This window comes from Micromonospora sp. CPCC 205558, from assembly GCF_036902955.1.
GTDB lineage: Bacteria > Actinomycetota > Actinomycetes > Mycobacteriales > Micromonosporaceae > Micromonospora.
Genome location: NZ_JBAKHR010000015.1, coordinates 116,134 through 132,566 on the forward strand (window position 1 = coordinate 116,134; position 16,433 = coordinate 132,566).

Sequence of the window (16,433 nt, forward strand, 5' to 3'; positions counted from 1 at the left end):
CGCGGTGGTGACACGCTAGCCGTTCACCCCGCACACCACATCCCCAGAACCGGCAGAACCTGCACCCTCGGGGAGCGGGTCAGACCAGGGCGCTCAGGCGGGCGCGCAGGGCGTCGGCTGCCGCACGCTCGCTGCGCTGCTCGGTCGCGTACGCCAGGCGGACCGCCTCTTCCGCAGAGGACAGCGCCTCCGCCGGGCGTCCGCAGGCGGCCAAGGCCTCGGCCAGCACACTCGCCGCGATCACCTGGCTGCGCACGTCCTCGGCCGGTGCGCCGACCGCGCGACTGGCCCAGTCCAACGCCTGCTCCCGCTGACCGTGAGCGAGCAGCGCCGCCGCGTACTGGGCCATCGTCTGGCGGCGGGAGAAGAGCAGCGAGGGCGCGTTCGCGGCGGCCGTGGCCACCGGAGCGAGCAGCCCGACGGCGGTCGCCGAGTCGCCAGCGGCGAGACGGGCCGTCGCCAGCAACACCCGGGGCGCCACCTGCGCCGGGGCCTGCGGGTTGTGCGGCTCCACGGCGGTCAGCACCGTGCGGGCCACCCGCTCGGCCGTCTCGCAGTCGCCCATGTCCAACGCGACGAAGCCGCGCAGTGTCCCGGCCATCCCGGTGAGCAGCGGATGCGAGGTGCGCTCCGCGTACGCCAGGGCGTCGGTGAGCAGGTCCGCAGCGTGCTCCGGCTCGCCCAACCCGCGCGCCACCACCGCCCGCACCACCAGGGCGAAACCGCGGCCCCAGTCGTCGGAGGCGGCAGCGAACTCCCGGTACGCCCGCCGGGCCTCCCGGTCCGCCTCGGCCAGGTCACCCAGCTCGGCCGTGGCGAACGCCGCCACCGCGCGCAACGTTCCCACCGCCCACGCCTCACCGACCCGCTCGCCGAACGGCAGGAACACCTGCGCCATCCGACACGCCTCGCGCAGTCGGCCGGCGAGCAGCCGGGCGAACGCCGTGGTGCCGCGCAGCCAGGCCCGCCCGTACGGGTCCTTCAGCTCGGCGAAGAGCCGGGCGGCCCGGCCGAGCACCGCATCGGTGCCGGCGAAGTCACCCCGGGTGGTGGTCACCCAGGCCAGGTTCTGCAGGGACCACGCCTGCCCGCGCCGGTCCTGGACGCCGAGGCTGATCTGGTACGCGGCCGCCAACCGGCTGCTCGCCTGACTCAGCCGCCCGGCCACGAAGTCGGCCATGCCGAGCCGGCGCATGGCCGTGGCGCGCTGCGTGGGCAGCTGACCCTCCGTGGCCACCTGCAACGCCTCCTGCCAGGCGGTCACCGCCCGACCCTGATCGCCGAGGGTCTCCTGGGCCTGCCCCGCCAGCAGCAGGGCGCTGACCCGGGTGGCCTCGTCCCCCGCGTTCGCGGCGATCTTCTCGGCGTACGCCAACGCGTCGGAGACCCGGCCGACCTGGAGCAACGCCCGGGCGTGCACCACCTTGTCGACTGCCGGCACCCCGTCGCGGGCCAGTTCGGTGGCGCGCTCGGCGTACTCGACGGCCATCGCCGGCTCACCGGCGGACAGCGCCCGGCGGGCGGCGCGGCCGAGCGCGGCGACGCCGAGCGGCACCACCGCCCGGGCCGGCGCGTCCGGACGCAGCTTCACCGCGTCGGCGAGCCGGGCGGCCCGCTCGACGTGCGTCGCCACGAAGTCGTCCCGGGCCTCGTCGGTGAACCCGCCCACCGTGCTTGCCGTGGCCTCGTCCGCCGGCGCCGCCCAGCGGGCCAGCGCGGCGTGCCGCTCGGCCAACTCGGCCTTGCTCACCCCGGCGTACGCGGCCTCCCGCATGAGCGGTGTCGCGAACGAGTAGCCGGCACGCGAGCGGTGCAGCATCCGCCGTTGCAGCAACTCCTCGACCGCCCGGTCGAGCTCGACGGCGACCACGGCCGACGGCCTGCCGTCGCGCCCGGCCCGCTGCTCGCGCATCGCCTCCAGCGCGCCGATCGGCACCATGTCACCGGTGACCGCCGCGTCGCGCAGCACCGACCGGGCGTCCGGCGGCAGCGCGTCGATCCGGGCCGCCAGCACGGCGGCGAGATCCCGGGAGAGCAACCGGCTGCCCAACGAACCCGGCACCAACCGCCAGCCGGCCGACGCGCTCTGCTCCCGCTCGCCGGAACCGGACCGCTCCACCCCACCACCGCGGACTGTCGCTGCGCCGCGCACCGATTCGGTGGTGAGCGCACCCCGCTCGATCAGCAGGGTGACCAGCTCAGCCAGGTAGAACGGATTGCCCTGCGCGGTGGCGAGCAACCGGTCGGTGTCCGCCTGGGGCAGCTTGCCGCCACCGAGGTAAGTAGTGAGCAGCCGGGCCGCGTCGGCACCACGCAGCGGCGGCAGGGAGTGCACCTCGGCGTCCGCGACCCGGGTCAGCGCGCCGGCGGTCCGCACCAACTCGGGGCGGCCGAGCAGCAGCACCAGCACCGGGCCGGTGAGCCTGGACAGGGTCATCCCGAGGGCGCTGATCGTCTCGGCGGTGGCATCGTGCAGGTCGTCCACCACGATCACCAGCGGGGCCTCCGAGGCGAGCCCGCTGAGCAGGTCGGCGACGGCGTTCGGCACCATCTCGGCGTCCGCGGCCGGAGTGCCCACTCCGCCCCACTCGCCGCTGTCGGTGCCACCGTGCGCCGGGAGTTCGGCATAGCCGAGCAGGGCGAGCAGCTGCTCGGTGGCGATCGGCGCGGTCTCCGCACCGGAGCGGGCGAGTCGCTGCCCGAGCCGACGCAGCCGCTCCTCCACCGCCGGGCGGGTCAGCGCTGTCGACGCGTCGCTGGGCAGACCGACAGCGGCCCGCACCAGGTCGGCCAGGGGCGCGAGCCGTCGCCGCTCACCGAACGCGGCACAGCGCACCGAGAGCACCCGGGCCCCGGTGTGCGCCGCATAGCGGCCGGCGCCGACGTCGTACCCGGCGGCGAGGCGCTCCACCTCGGCGGCGAACCGGGACTTGCCGATACCCGCCTCGGCGGTCATCAGCAGCACCCGTGGGTCGCCCTGGTCGATCACCTCGGCGAGCCGGCCGGCGACCCGGCCGATCTCCGTCTCCCGACCGACGTACGGCGCCTCGTCGCCGAGCCCCGAGCGGGTGCCCGGCGCGTCCAGCAGACCCAGCAGCTCGTACGCCTCGACCGGCTCCCGCTTGCCCTTGAGCCGCAGCGGGCGCAGCGCCCGCCAGGAGGAGACGTGTCTGGTGGCGGCGGCAGTCCGTCCACCGGCGTAGACGGCCCCGACCGCTGCGGCGTCGGCCAGCCGGGCCGCGGTGTTCACCGTGTCGCCGATGACCGTGTACTCGATGGCGGCCTGGATGCCCGCGATGACGTCGCCGGTGTTCAGCCCGACCCGCAGCCCGAGCGGCGCGCCGCCGCCGCGCTCGTCGTCGAGCACCCGACGGACGGCCCGTTGCATGGACAGGGCGGCCCGGACGGCGCGTTCGGCGTCGTCCTCGTGCGCCACCGGGGCGCCGAAGACCGCCATGATGCCGTCACCGGTCAGCTTGTCGACGTGCCCGCCGAACGTCTTCACCGCGCCGGCGAGGGCGGCGAGCACCCGGTCGGTGACCGCGCCCACGCGTTCCGGGTCGAGGTCCTCCGACCAGGAGGTGAATTCGGAGAGGTCACCGAAGAGCACGGTGACCACCCGGCGCTCGGCCGCCGGCAACGTGGCGGCGGCCGGCAGCGCGGCACCGCAGTTGTGGCAGAACCGCGCGCCGGGAACGGCAACGGTTCCACACACGGGGCAGGTCACATGTGCTCCAACCCACTGACCCCGGGCGGGGATTCCCCGGTGTCGACGCCCAGATACTCCAGCTGGGCACGGACCGACCACTCGGCTGCCCACCAGAGTGAGCGGTCCACGTCCGCGTAGACCGTCGCCACCACGTCGGCGGGGGTGTGGGCGCCGGCGGCGACCGCCGCCCGGACCTGATCGAGCCGGGCCCGACGGTGGGCGAGGTAGAAATCGGCGGCGGCAGCGCAGTCGGCCAGCGCCGGGCCGTGTCCGGGCAGCGCCGGGATCCCCCGGTACGCGGACAGCAGCCCCAGGCTGGTCAGGTAGTCACCGAGGTGCCCGTCGGGGTGGGCGACCACGGTGGTGCCCCGGCCGAGGATGGTGTCACCGGTGAGCACCACCCGCTCGTCGTCGTGCTCGACAAGGAAGCAGACCGAGTCGGCGGTGTGCCCCGGCGTGGCCAGCAGGCGGATCTTCAGGCCGAAACCGCCGAGCTGCTCGCCCGGCTCGGTCAGCGGCTCACCGCCGACGGTGTGCGCCGGGTCGACGGCGAGGACGTGCACCCCGCCGAGCAGCTCACTGAGCCGCGCCGCGCCCTCGGTGTGGTCGGGGTGGCCGTGCGTGATCAGGATCAGCCCGATCGGACCGTGCTCGGCGATCCGGGTCAGGTGGCCCTCGTCCGCGGGCCCCGGGTCGACCACGATGGCGTACTCGGCCGCCGGTGCGCGCAGCACCCAGGTGTTGGTGCCGTCGAGGGTCATCGGCCCCGGGTTGGGCGCACGCAGCAGTGAAACCCAGCGGGGCAACTCGTCGGCAAGCGCCGCTACCGCCCCCGTCACGTGCCCGCTCATGGCTGCGATCGTACGACCCCGCCCGCCACACCCCGCGATCTTGCACTTGCTGCCCCTGATTCGTCCCTGTTCAGGGCTTTCGTCCGAGCAGAAAGTGCAAGATCGCGGGGCGAGGGGAACGCGTCAGGCGACCTCGACGATCAGTTCGATCTCCACCGGGGCGTCGAGGGGCAGCTCGGCCACACCCACCGCGCTGCGCGCGTGCCGGCCGGCCTCCCCGAAGACGGTGCCCAACAGGTCGGAGGCACCGTTGATCACGGCGGGTTGACCGGTGAAGCCGGGCGCGGAGGCCACGAACCCGGTCACCTTCACCACCTTGACCACGTTCTCCAGGCCAACCAGCGAGTCGACTGCGGCCAGCGCGTTGAGCGCGCACCGCTGGGCCAGATCCTTCGCCTGCTCGGCGGAGATCCCGGCGCCGACCTTGCCGGTCCCGAGCAGCTTGCCCTCGGCCATCGGCAACTGGCCGGAAACGTACACGTGCTGCCCGGACTGCACGGCCGGGACGTAGCTGGCCACCGGAGGCACGACCTCGGGCAGTTCGAGACCGAGCTCGGCGAGCTTCCCGTGCGGACCGTTGCTCACCGCGCCACCTTCTTGTTCGCGACTGCGGGGCTCCGCTCCGCTGCACTCCTCGCGCTCACGCCTTCGGCCGCTTCAGGTAGGCGACCAGCTGGTCCGGATTCGGGCCGGGGACCACGGCGACGAGTTCCCACCCGTCCTCGCCCCAGTTGTCGAGGATCTGCTTGGTCGCGTGGACCAGCAGCGGGACCGTGGAGTATTCCCACTTCTGCATCGCTGAAGGGCTCCCTCTCGGTGCGGAATTTTGTTCGAGGGACAGCCTACGGTCCGCTGGCCGGACGAGGTACGGGACGCTGCTCCGAAGCGGCCGGCAGTTCCCCGCAGCGCCCTTCGTGCCCGTATCCCTGCGGACAGCGGGACCGGTCGGGCAGCAGCAGGTCACAGAAGACCCGGTGCCGGTTGTTCTGGTCGTCGGCGTTGGACACGGTGGTCTCGCCGGCGTCCAGCTCGGGCAGGAACCCCAGGGACTCCGCGACCCGACCGGCCAGCACCGTCGCCGCCGCCAGGTTCGGCACCCGGATCGGCAGGTGGATGACGAAGCCCGGCTCGTCGTCGTCGCGGGTCCGCTCGACGGGCTGGCTCGGCACCCGGGCGGTCTCCGCCTGCTCCGGCATCCGGCGGTACGACCGTTCGTTGATCGGCTGGCTGCTGACCTGCCCGCCGGCCTCAACCACGAACCCGGGCCGTCGAGGCCGGTCGTTCGTCGGGAAGTGGGTACGAGGAATGTTGTCCGCGTCGCGCATGCACTGCCTCCGGTCGTACCTCTCGGACCATGCTTCCGGCCCGGACCCATTCGTCCGTTCCGACCCCCGCACCGGGACGAAGGTAGGTCTGTGGCCGCAGTCCCGCCAACAGGACGCGCACAAGAGGTCATCAACAGTCACATATGCGACACACCGCAGGTCGGAGGCCCGACACCGGAACCGACGCGGGTACCGCTCAGCGCATCGCTCGACCGCCCGGCAGGCAGGGGCGACACCGACCGGCTCATCGACCGCTACCCTTCCGGTCGGACGGTCGCGCAGCGCCCGGCCGCCCGCTCGATCACGCTCGGCGCCAGGGGTGGCGGCGGGCGCCGCACCCCTGGGGGAAAGACATGACCCACCCGCCCAGCGGCGACCAGGCCGGCACACCCGCTCACCCGCCGGCCCACCCGGATCCCGCCGGTCAGCCCGGCACGCCGGCCGTCCCCAACCAGCCGACCCCCACCCCGCCGCCCGGGCAGCTCACCCTCCCCGCATCACCCGCCCGGCCGGCGCTCCCCGCCGGCCCCACCTCGGCCGCCGCGCCGACGTCGGGCGCCCCGAACCCCTCGTCGATCCCCCCGCCCCCGCCGGCCTACCCGCCCTACCAGGGCACCGTCGAGCCGAAGAAGAAGCGCGGCCTGTTGATCGCGGCGATCGCACTGGTTGTGATCATGGTGCTCTGCGTGGGCGGCGGGGTGGTGACCTTCCTGACCCTGCGCAATGCCGAGACCGGCGAGGGCGCCAAGGAGCCAGCGGTCGCCGTCGACGAGTTCCTCACCGCGATCTACAAGGACCGCGACGCGACAAAGGCGGCCAGTCGCGTCTGCGCCGCAGCCCGCGACGACGACAAGATCGCCGCGAAGGTGGCGGAGGTGGAGAAGTACGCCTCCACCTACCAGAACCCGCGCTTCCGGTGGACCACCCCGAAGGTGGACAACCAGACCGGGGAACGGGCCACCGTCTCCACCCGGCTCACCATGACCACCGCCGACGAGAAGGTGGCCGACCAGGAACTGCGCTTCACTGTGGTGCAGAAGACGGGTTGGTGGGTCTGCGAGGTCGCGTGACCGGCACGCCTGGATAGGCTCGACGGGTGTGTGCAGCTGAGCGCCCGATCGACCCGGCCGGTGCCGGATGGCCCGCCCGTCTCCACGTGGTGACCGGCAAGGGCGGCACCGGTAAGACCAGCGTGGCGGCGGCGCTGGCCCTCGGGCTCGCCGCCGGTGGCCGGCGCACCCTACTGGTCGAGGTCGAGGGGCGCCAGGGCATCGCCCAACTGTTCGGCATCGATCCACTGCCCTACGAGGAGCGGCACCTCGCCGACGCTCCGGACGGCGGTGAGGTGCGCGCGCTCGCGGTGGACGCCGAGGAGGCGCTGCTCGAGTACCTGGACATGTTCTACAAGCTGGGCGCGGCGGGCCGGGCGCTGCGCAAGCTCGGCGCCATCGACTTCGCCACCACCATCGCGCCCGGCCTGCGGGACGTCCTGCTCACCGGCAAGGTGAAGGAGGCCACCACCCGCACCACCGGGCAGCGGCGCGCGTACGACGCGGTGGTGTTGGACGCTCCGCCGACCGGGCGGATCGGCCGGTTCCTCAACGTGACGGCGGAGACCGCCCGGCTGGCCAAGGTGGGCCCGATCAAGACCCAGAGCGAGGGGGTCGCCGCGTTGCTGCGGTCCCCGATAACCGCTGTGCACGTGGTCACGCTGCTGGAGGAGATGCCGATCCAGGAGACGGTCGACGCGATCGCCGACCTGACCGCCCTCGGCTTCAGCGTCGGGAAGGTGCTCGTCAACGGAGTCCGACCCCCGCTGCCCACCGGGCAGGCGGTCACCGCCGCGGAGTTGAAGCGCGGGTTGGTCGCCGCCGGGCTGCCGGCCGATCGGGACATCGTCGCCGGGCTGCACGATGAGGCACGCGACCAGCTCATTCGTCGCGAACTGGAGGATTCGCTCCGCGCCGACCTGGTGGAGTTGGGGCTGCCGATGGTCGAGCTGCCGTTGCTGCCCGACGGGGTGGACCGAGCGGGGCTCGCGACGCTGACTCAGGCCCTCGTCCGCGCCGAATGACTCACACCTGAGCGCAGCACGGGCGCGTGGACCCCACCGGCCCGATACGCTCGATTGGTGCCTTCCGAAGACGCGGCGCCGCAGCTGGACGTCGACCAGATCCTCGCCGATCCGGGCGTACGGATCGTCGTGTGCTGCGGTGCCGGCGGGGTGGGAAAGACGACAACGGCCGCGGCGCTGGCGCTGCGGGCTGCCGAGCACCACGGCCGGCGCACGGTGGTGCTCACCATCGACCCGGCCCGCCGGCTGGCCCAGTCGCTGGGCCTGACCGAGCTGGACAACACCCCTCGCCAGGTCAAGGGGATCGACGTCGAGAGCAGCGGCGGCGAGTTGCACGCCATGATGCTGGACATGAAGCGCACCTTCGACGACGTGGTGTTGCAGCACACCGACCCGACGAAGGCCGCGGAGATCTTCGCGAACCCGTTCTATCAGGCGATGAGCTCGACCTTCGCCGGCACCCAGGAATACATGGCGATGGAGAAGCTAGGCCAGCTGCACGCCCGGGGGGAATGGGACCTGATCGTGGTAGACACCCCACCGTCCCGCTCGGCACTTGACTTCCTGGACGCGCCGGCTCGACTCTCCCGTTTCCTCGACGGCCGGATGCTGCGGCTCCTGCTGGCCCCGGCGCGCAGCGGCGGCCGGAGCATGTTCAGCCTGGTCACGGCCTCGTTCGGGATGTTCTCGAAGGTGGTGCAGAAGGTGCTCGGCGCGCAGCTGCTCACCGACCTGTCCGGCTTCGTGGCGGCACTGGATTCGATGTTCGGTGGTTTCCGGCAGCGCGCCGAGCAGACGTACCGCGTCCTACAGGCGCGGGAGACGGCCTTCCTGCTGGTCGCGACGCCGGAGCCGGACGCGGTCCGGGAGGCCGCCTACTTCGCGGGCCGGCTGCGGGACGAGCGGATGCCGCTGGCCGGCCTGGTGCTCAACCGGGTGCACCGCCCGGCGGTCCCGGGGCTGGACGCCGAGCAGAGCCGGGTCGCCGCCGAGCGGCTGACCGAGCTGGGTGGGCACGAGGCCACCGCCGACGTGCTGCGGGCGCACGCGGCGCTGGCTCGCCAGGCGGTACGCGAGCAGCAGGTCGCCGCGCGCTTCACCGAGGAGTTCCCGAACGTGGCGGCGGTTTCGGTCACGGCGCAGCCCGCCGACGTGCACGACGTCGACGGGCTACGGACGATCGGCGCGGCGATCAGCCGGCCGTGACCGGCGTCAGTTGGCCGCGCTGACGAGAATCTTGTCCTTGCCGGTCTTGTCCTTGCTGTTCTTCTTCATCGCGGCCTCGAACATCTTGCGCCAGCTCGTCACCTGCGGGTGACGACGCAGTAGCGCCCGCCGTTCGCGTTCGGTCATGCCGCCCCACACACCGAACTCGATCCGGTTGTCCAACGCGTCGGCCAGGCACTCGTACCGAACTGGGCAGCTCCGGCAGATCCGCTTCGCCACGTTCTGTTCGGCGCCCTGTACGAACAACGCGTCCGGGTCCCCGTTCTGACATGCCGCCAGTGACGGCCAGTCAGTGATCATGCCCATGTGTACACGTCCCCCCTTGCAGTACCTACCGACCTCGTCGATGCACGTCAGCCGGCAATTCCCCCCGATCGCCCGGCCTGCCTTCCCCAAGGCGGCGCGGACGACATGTGGCGCTGTCGCCGCCCCCATCATGCTCTGTAGTCGACTGATTACGCAACGTTGTCGACGAAATCCATCATTTCGGACACTCCCGGCTTCCCGGGCCTTCGACCGCCGGTTACCCCGCCGAGGTCAGCGATAACGCTGCGCCGCCTCACTGAATCGGAGGAGACTCACGCCAGGTCACACGCAACCGAGTACCGGGGGTCGTGCGTTTAGCACAACGAGGGCAGCGCGCGCAGGAAATGGGGAAAGAACGCCCCAGCGCCCCTCGTTCCCTACTCGCGTACCCTGTCGAGGTGACCTGGATGCGGAAACGTGACCACAATGTGCTGACCAACGCCGCATCGCTACTCGTGTGTGGCCTCCTGGCCGGCGTGGTGGTCGCTGCGGCGGCCTTCCCCGCAGTAGCGATGTCCGGCCTGGCCGCGAAAGCCGGCGCCGAGACCTTCGGTGCCCTGCCCACGGAGCTGACGGTGGCCCGCGCGCCACAGATCAGCTACCTGCTGGCCTCGGACGGCAAGACCCCGCTCGCGACGATGTACGACGAGAACCGGCGGGACGTGAAGCTCCCCGACATCTCGGTGCCCATGCAGAAGGCCATCATCGCGGCCGAGGACCACGACTTCTACAAGCACAACGGCGTCGACATCAACGGTGTCGCCCGCGCGTTCGTCAACAACCAGAGCGAGGGCTCCGGCCGACAGGGCGCCTCGACGCTGACCATGCAGTACGTCCGGCTGGCCATCGCCTACTCGGCCACCCACCCGGCGGACGTCGTCGCGGCGACCGAGGACACCAGCGCCCGCAAGCTGCGCGAGATGCGGCTGGCCCTCCAGGTCGACAAGGAATTCTCCAAGGACGAGATCCTCACCCGCTACCTCAACCTCGCCTCGTTCGGCAACGGCGCGTACGGCATCTACGCCGCCAGCCAGGTCTACTTCGGTAAGCCGCCGAGCAAGCTGAAGATCGAGGAAGCGGCGCTGCTGGCCGGCATGGTCAAGGCGCCGACGACGAACGACCCGACCACCGAGGCGGGTTACCCGCTCGCACTGGATCGGCGCAACTACGTCATCCAGAACATGGTCGACATCAAGGCCATCACCCAGCAGGAGGCGGACGCCGCCAAGGCGACGAAGCTGGTCGTGAAGGACAAGCGCACCCCGAACGGCTGCGTCGCCGCCAACGTCAACGCGTGGGGCTTCTTCTGCGACTACTTCTACCGCTGGTGGATGGATCAGGAGACGTTCGGCTCGACCAGGTACGACCGGGAGCGCCGGCTGAAGAGCGGCGGCTACAACGTCGTGACCACGATCGACGTCCAGGCGCAGACCGCCGCGGACAAGGCGGTCCGTAAGGCCAAGAGCGTGAACAGCAAGGAAGCGGCAATGGTCGCGGTGGTCGAGCCGGGCACCGGCCGGGTACGGGCGCTCGCTGTCAACCGGCAGTTCAAGCTCGACGACCCGAAGAACCCGAAGAACAAGCTCTCCAGCGATCCCGCGAAGAGCAAGAAGAAGATCCGGGGCAACTACCCGGCGACCGTCAACCCGCTGCTCACTGGCGGTGACGGCATCACCGGCTACCAGGCCGGGTCGACGTTCAAGATCTTCACCATCGTCGCGGCGCTGGAGAAGGGCATCCCGCTCAGCTACACGATCAACGCGCCGAAGCAGTTCAGGTCGGAATACATCATCCGGCCCGGCCCGGCGGCCTGCCCGGGGACCAGCCTCTACTGCCCCACCAACTCGACCGAGAGCATGGCCGGCGTCCACAACATGTGGAGCGCGTTCGGTCGTTCGGTGAACACCTACTTCGTGCCGCTCCAGCAGCAGGTCGGCGCGGAAAACGTGGTCAAGGCCGCCAAGCGGCTGGGCATCAACTTCCGGGCCCAGGAAGATCTGGACCTGGAGAAGGGCGCGCACCAGTGGGGCGCCTTCACCCTGGGCGTCTCGCAGACCACCCCGCTGGATCTGGCCAACGCCTACGCCACCCTGGCCGCCGACGGCAAGTACTGCGAACCGATCCCGGTGCAGGAGATCCGCGACCCGGAGGGCAACAAGCTGGACGTCGCCAACCCGCGCTGCGAGAAGCGGTTCAGCACCGAGGTGGCCCGCGCCGCCGTCGACGCTGCCCGCTGCCCGGTTGGTGACAGGTCGACGTCCTCCCGGTGCGCCGGGGCGACCGCCGGCAACGTCCGCGGCGACGTCGGTTTTCCGGTGGCCGGCAAGTCCGGCACCACCGACTCGGAGAAGACCGCCGCACTGGTCGCGATGACCAAGCAGTACGCGGTCGCCGGCATTATGGCCGACCCGGACTGGCCGCAGACCAACGTGCAGATGAAGCACAAGGAGCAGGACGGCATCAACCCGCCGGTCTGGGAGACGCTGCGGGACGCGATGAAGGGCAAGACGCCGATCCGGTTCGAGGCGCCGGGTCAGAAGATCTCCCAGGGTGACCAGCGCAGCATCCCCGACGTGAAGTGCATTTCGGTGGAGCAGGCGAAGTCCCGGCTCAAGGGCGCCGGGTTCGAGCCGGTCGTCTCCAGCGCGAAGGTGCCGTCCTCCTGCAAGGCCGGCGAGGCGGCCGGCACCAGCCCGGACGGACGCACGATCAAGAATGGTGTGGTCACCATCCAGGTCAGCAGCGGCGGCGGTGGCACGCCGGGCAACAACGACGACGACACCCCGGGCGGCCCGGGCGGCAACCAGCCCGGTCGACCCGGCGGCGGCCGTCCGGGCGGCTGAGCCGACGAGTAGCGCACAACGGGCGGGCACCCTCCTCGGGTGCCCGCCCGTTCGTCTGTCCGGACCAGCGAGCGGCTGAGACAACCGCCCTGCTGAGTCAGAGACCGAGCTGTCGGCGTACCTCGGCGGCCACCCGGCCACCCTCCGCCTGGCCCGCCACCGCGGCCTGGGCTGCCTTCATCGCCGGGCCCATCTGGGCCTTGCCGGTGAAGCCGCCCGCGGCGAGCGCCCCCGACACCAGCTCGGTCAACTCGGCGTCCGAAAGCTGCTTGGGCAGGTAGCGGTCCAGCACCTCACCCTCGGCGCTCTCCTTCGCGGCCTGCTCGGCGCGTCCGGCGTCGGCGAAGGCGGTGGCCGCCTCCCGACGCTTCTTGGCTTCCTTGGTCAGCACCGCGAGCACCTCGTCATCGGTGAGCTCGCGCTTGGCCTTGCCGGCGACCTCGGCGGTGCCGACGGCGGCCAGGGCCATCCGCAGCGTGGAGGTGGTCAGCTCGTCGCGCGCCTTGAGCGCGGAACGCATGTCGGCAGTGAGGCGGTCCTTCAGCGTGCTCATGGACGGTCAAACTACCCTGAACGCCATGCGAAAGCGCACACTATTCCGGCTCGCCGCCGGAACTGCCACGGTCGGCGCGGCCACCCTCGCGTACGCGTCGCTCATCGAGCGCAACATGTTCACCCTTCGGCGGTACGACGTGCCGGTGCTCCCGGCCGACGCGGAGCCACTGCGCGTGCTGCACCTGTCCGACCTGCACATGATGCCCGACCAGGCGCGCAAGCAGCGCTGGGTGGCGTCGCTGGCCGCCCTCGACCCCGACCTGGTGGTGGTGACCGGTGACAACATGGCGCACCCGGGTGCGGTGCCCGGGGTGCTGCGGGCCCTGCAACCGCTGCTGGACTACCCGGGCGCGTTCGTTTTCGGCTCCAACGACTACACCGGGCCGGTGCTGAAGAACCCCTTCACCTACTTCCTGCCCGACCGGGAGTACACCGAGGGCGTGGAGCTGCCCTACGAGGAGCTGCGTCAGGTCTTCACCGGCGCCGGCTGGGCCGATCTCAACAACGCCCGGACCATGGTGAAGGCTGGCGGCCGACAGCTCGACCTGGTCGGCGTCGACGACCCGCACATCGAACGGGACGACTATCCCGCCGTGTCCGGCGCGGTGTCGTCCTCGGCGGACCTCTCCATCGCGCTGACCCACTCGCCCGAGCCGCGGGTGCTCGACCAGATGGCGGCGGACGGCTTCGGGCTGCTGCTGGCCGGGCACACCCACGGTGGTCAGGTCTGCGTACCGGGTTTCGGGGCGCTGGTGACCAACTGCGGCCTGCCCCGGTCGATGGCGAAGGGTCTACACCGGTGGCCTGGCTCGGACTCCTGGCTGCACGTCTCCGCCGGCCTCGGCACCCACCCGACCGCCCCGATCCGCTTCGCCTGCCCCCCGGAGGCCAGCATTCTCACCCTCATCCCCCGCTGAAGCCCGCCCACCGCCCGGCGGGGGTACCGAGTTTGACCATCGGGGCGGGTGGGCTACTATTTGTCGGCACGCCTCGGGGTGTGGCGCAGCTTGGTAGCGCGCTTCGTTCGGGACGAAGAGGTCGTCGGTTCGAATCCGGCCACCCCGACCAGAGGTAAGAGGGCACATCCGATCCATGGATGTGCCCTCTAGTGCTTCCTGGGTGAGCACGTTGACCCCATCCTCGCCGCCCCCTTTCAACCTTCTGCCCCTCGACGGGGTCGTGACAGGTAACCAATCAAGGCGGGGGCTTATGGCAGTTGACGACGAGCATTTCCGAGAGTTCGTCGACACGCGCTACATGGATCTCTTGCGCGTGGCGTACCACCTTCAGCGGCTCGGCGCAGGATGCCGAGGATCTGGTGCAGACGGCGCTGGTGAAGGTGATGCGTAGGTGGCGGCGGGTCGAAGATCCGGGGCAACGCCATGAGGGTCGACGAGGAGCTGGGCCGGGCCCTGGCCGAGCTGAGCAGCACGCTGACCCCGCAGCCGGATCCGTACGGTCGGGTCAGGGCGCGATATCGACGGACGCGGCAGCAACGCGTCGGAGGGCTGGCCCTGGCCCTCGTGGTCTCCGTGGGTGGCACAGCCTTCGCCATAGCCGGCCCGGCCCGGATCACGCAGCCACCACCAGCGAACTCGAACGAGTCCATCGCACCCGTGGTGGCCTGGTCGGACAAACTGCTTCAGTCACCGCCACGCGGCGCCGTCGCCCAGGACACCGGCTATGTCCGCCAGCTTTCCGACATCCTGTTGGGCGCCCAGCGGCGGGGAGACTTTCCCAACCTGACGGTGCCGGTGAACGCGGTGAAGATCCTCTTCGTCGAAGACGTCGACGACCAACGGATCGCGCTCGCCGCCTTCGTCCGCGACCAGCCCGACCCTGTCACCGGCTGGCCCAGCGCCGCACTGTGGCTCGTCGCCGAGAAAGACGCCAGCGCCGAGAAGCTCGCCAGCACCGGCTCTGTTCGAGGCACGAGCGACGGCTTGGAGCCCTACGAAAGCCTTGCTGTGGACGGCCCGTCCGGTCCGGGAAAGGCGATACACGTGGCGATCGCACCCGCCGGCTGCGTCTTCCTCACGTCACCGGTGCTCAACGGCAAGGAGTTCCAGTGGGCCTCGGAGCCGACCGGGTCCTACCTGATCCGCACGCCGCAGACCCAGCGACCCGAGTGGTGGCGGGTCAACTGCGGCAAGGTGACGCGCAAGATAACTCCCGGGCCGGGCTCGCTGGCGCCCAAGCCGATCACCGACGCCCAGTTCACGACCGCGATGTCCCGCGTACGGGGGACTGTCAAGGCGCAGCAGCGTGCCCGAGAGCTGGTGTATCAGTGGACCCAGTCGGCGGGCTACCGCCTGACCGCCCTTCCGAGCGTGGTGTGGGGCGGGCACGTTGCTGGCGTCCCGACCGTCGGCGGACCGTCGGTGGCGGACGGTCAGGTGACGGTCCTGGCTGCTCCCGCAGTCGATGGCAGCTGGGTCGGCGAGGTGACGATCGAGCCCGATCAACCAAGGTCCGACGGCGTGATCAGCACCGGCACCTCCTTCGCCGTCACGACGGATCCGACCGATCCCGCAAGCGTGCTGGCCGTGCCGATCGACGGTGACGCGGTCGGTGGCGAGGGTCAGCAGTTCCTGCTCGTGGTGACGCCGTCCGCCGCCACCACGGTGCGCGCCCTGCAGGACGGGCGGGAGGTGGCGAGGGCTCCGGCCAGCGGCTCCGGAGCGGCGTTGACAGTGCCCCGACCCACTGCGGGCATCGTCGTGCAGGCGCTCGATGCCTCCGGCAGGACACTCGCCAGCGCACAAGTGTCTGACGAGGGTGCGCAAGGAACACCAGAGACGGACGCCTGGAACCTGGAATGACCGCGAGGAAGTGGTCCGGTCCGAACGACCGGGCCACTTCCGGGTACGCCGTGTGTCGCTCCCGTTCCCAGGTACGTAGGGAGTTCCGCGCCTTCCCAGTGGCGCTCGTGCGCCGGTCAGTCCTGCCGCTCGGTGCGCTCGATCTCGGCGAACGCGGCGGCCAGGTAGTCGTCCAACGGCACGCTCGTCGCCGCCAACAGGTCGGCCACGAGCAGCGGGGCGTGTCGGGCCAGGGCCCCCGCGTCCGGCGGTGACTCGTCGCCGTCGGGGTCGTACACCCCCAATGCGCCGGCCAGCAGGACGAGCACCACGTGCGGGTCGACATCCGAACGCCACCGCACGGACTCCTGCACGCAGCGGGTCAGCACCTGCCGGATGTCGTCGCCGGTCAACCCGTCCGGATGGCTCTCCTCCAGCAGCAACCGGACCACCGCGCCGAGCACCAGGCCGGAACGCTCGTCCGCGGCGAGACCGCTGACCGCCTCGTCGTACGCCCCACCGTCGCGTGCCTGGGCGGCGGCGACGGCCGTCGTGGCGGTCACCGCGATGGCGCGGGCGGTAGCGGGCAGGTGTCGCCAGGTCCCGGTCATCGCGCCAGCATCGCAGACCAGGCGGACACCCACCGACCGCGACCACGGTGAGTGGATCAGCGTGGGATTGGTCACCCGACGGTCCTGGTGAGCGCGAGGCGTGGTCAAAACGATTCGCGCGGCGTCAGACC

General features: G+C 71.3%; 14 protein-coding genes and 1 tRNA gene. 7 read left to right on the forward strand and 8 right to left on the reverse strand.

The features are described 5' to 3' along the window. Positions 1-79: 79 nt before the first annotated feature. The 5 genes from V6U86_RS18540 to V6U86_RS18560 all read right to left on the reverse strand — a co-directional run bounded on the left by V6U86_RS18540 (position 80) and on the right by V6U86_RS18560 (position 5,885). Positions 80-3,727 carry an adenylate/guanylate cyclase domain-containing protein gene (locus tag V6U86_RS18540; protein ID WP_334505043.1) on the reverse strand — a complete coding sequence of 1,216 codons (3,648 nt, stop codon included), beginning with the start codon at positions 3,725-3,727 and terminating at the stop codon, positions 80-82. Continuing rightward, on the reverse strand, positions 3,724-4,560 hold the full coding sequence (locus V6U86_RS18545; RefSeq protein WP_334505044.1) for an MBL fold metallo-hydrolase: 837 nt from the start codon (positions 4,558-4,560) through the stop codon (positions 3,724-3,726). The genes V6U86_RS18540 and V6U86_RS18545 overlap by 4 nt, the downstream gene beginning before the upstream one ends. A gap of 123 nt (positions 4,561-4,683) precedes the next feature. Next, positions 4,684-5,145 (reverse strand): RidA family protein, encoded by a 462-nt coding sequence (locus V6U86_RS18550; RefSeq protein WP_334505045.1) that lies wholly within the window; start codon positions 5,143-5,145, stop codon positions 4,684-4,686. A 55-nt stretch (positions 5,146-5,200) separates the two neighbouring features. After that, complete coding sequence (locus V6U86_RS18555; RefSeq protein WP_007466198.1) at positions 5,201-5,356, reverse strand: DUF4177 domain-containing protein; 156 nt, start codon at positions 5,354-5,356, stop codon at positions 5,201-5,203. 46 nt (positions 5,357-5,402) lie between these two features. Further along, the gene (locus V6U86_RS18560) at positions 5,403-5,885 is read right to left on the reverse strand and encodes a hypothetical protein (protein ID WP_334505047.1); all 483 of its coding nucleotides are present in this window, start codon (positions 5,883-5,885) and stop codon (positions 5,403-5,405) included. 353 nt (positions 5,886-6,238) lie between these two features. Between V6U86_RS18560 and V6U86_RS18565 the strand changes: the two genes are divergently transcribed. The 3 genes from V6U86_RS18565 to V6U86_RS18575 are packed head-to-tail and all read left to right on the forward strand — an operon-like array spanning position 6,239 to position 9,165. Next, entirely contained in the window at positions 6,239-6,955 is a 717-nt protein-coding gene (locus V6U86_RS18565; RefSeq protein ID WP_334505048.1) for an Rv0361 family membrane protein, read from the forward strand. A gap of 26 nt (positions 6,956-6,981) precedes the next feature. Then, a complete protein-coding gene (locus V6U86_RS18570; protein WP_334505049.1) occupies positions 6,982-7,959 on the forward strand; it encodes an ArsA-related P-loop ATPase in 978 nt (325 codons plus the stop codon). 54 nt (positions 7,960-8,013) lie between these two features. After that, a complete protein-coding gene (locus V6U86_RS18575; protein ID WP_334505050.1) occupies positions 8,014-9,165 on the forward strand; it encodes an ArsA family ATPase in 1,152 nt (383 codons plus the stop codon). A 6-nt stretch (positions 9,166-9,171) separates the two neighbouring features. Here the strand turns inward: V6U86_RS18575 and V6U86_RS18580 are convergent, their stop codons facing one another. Further along, positions 9,172-9,492: a WhiB family transcriptional regulator gene (locus tag V6U86_RS18580; RefSeq protein ID WP_210780772.1), complete on the reverse strand. Its 321-nt coding sequence runs from the start codon at positions 9,490-9,492 to the stop codon at positions 9,172-9,174. Between the two features lie 407 nt (positions 9,493-9,899). Between V6U86_RS18580 and V6U86_RS18585 the strand changes: the two genes are divergently transcribed. Further along, positions 9,900-12,335, forward strand: coding sequence for a penicillin-binding protein (locus V6U86_RS18585; protein WP_334505051.1), 2,436 nt, complete (start codon positions 9,900-9,902; stop codon positions 12,333-12,335). 97 nt (positions 12,336-12,432) lie between these two features. On the opposite strand, the gene V6U86_RS18590 is transcribed toward V6U86_RS18585, so the two are convergent. Continuing rightward, complete coding sequence (locus V6U86_RS18590) at positions 12,433-12,888, reverse strand: GatB/YqeY domain-containing protein (RefSeq protein WP_030328082.1); 456 nt, start codon at positions 12,886-12,888, stop codon at positions 12,433-12,435. 25 nt (positions 12,889-12,913) lie between these two features. On the opposite strand from V6U86_RS18590, the gene V6U86_RS18595 reads away from it, so the two are divergent. The 3 genes from V6U86_RS18595 to V6U86_RS18605 all read left to right on the forward strand — a co-directional run bounded on the left by V6U86_RS18595 (position 12,914) and on the right by V6U86_RS18605 (position 15,712). Continuing rightward, a complete protein-coding gene (locus tag V6U86_RS18595) occupies positions 12,914-13,807 on the forward strand; it encodes a metallophosphoesterase (RefSeq protein WP_334505053.1) in 894 nt (297 codons plus the stop codon). A gap of 74 nt (positions 13,808-13,881) precedes the next feature. Beyond that, a tRNA-Pro gene (locus V6U86_RS18600) sits at positions 13,882-13,958 on the forward strand. A gap of 314 nt (positions 13,959-14,272) precedes the next feature. After that, on the forward strand, positions 14,273-15,712 hold the full coding sequence (locus V6U86_RS18605) for a hypothetical protein (protein WP_334505054.1): 1,440 nt from the start codon (positions 14,273-14,275) through the stop codon (positions 15,710-15,712). Between the two features lie 116 nt (positions 15,713-15,828). On the opposite strand, the gene V6U86_RS18610 is transcribed toward V6U86_RS18605, so the two are convergent. Further along, positions 15,829-16,377 carry a hypothetical protein gene (locus tag V6U86_RS18610; RefSeq protein WP_442934959.1) on the reverse strand — a complete coding sequence of 183 codons (549 nt, stop codon included), beginning with the start codon at positions 16,375-16,377 and terminating at the stop codon, positions 15,829-15,831. Positions 16,378-16,433: the final 56 nt, after the last annotated feature.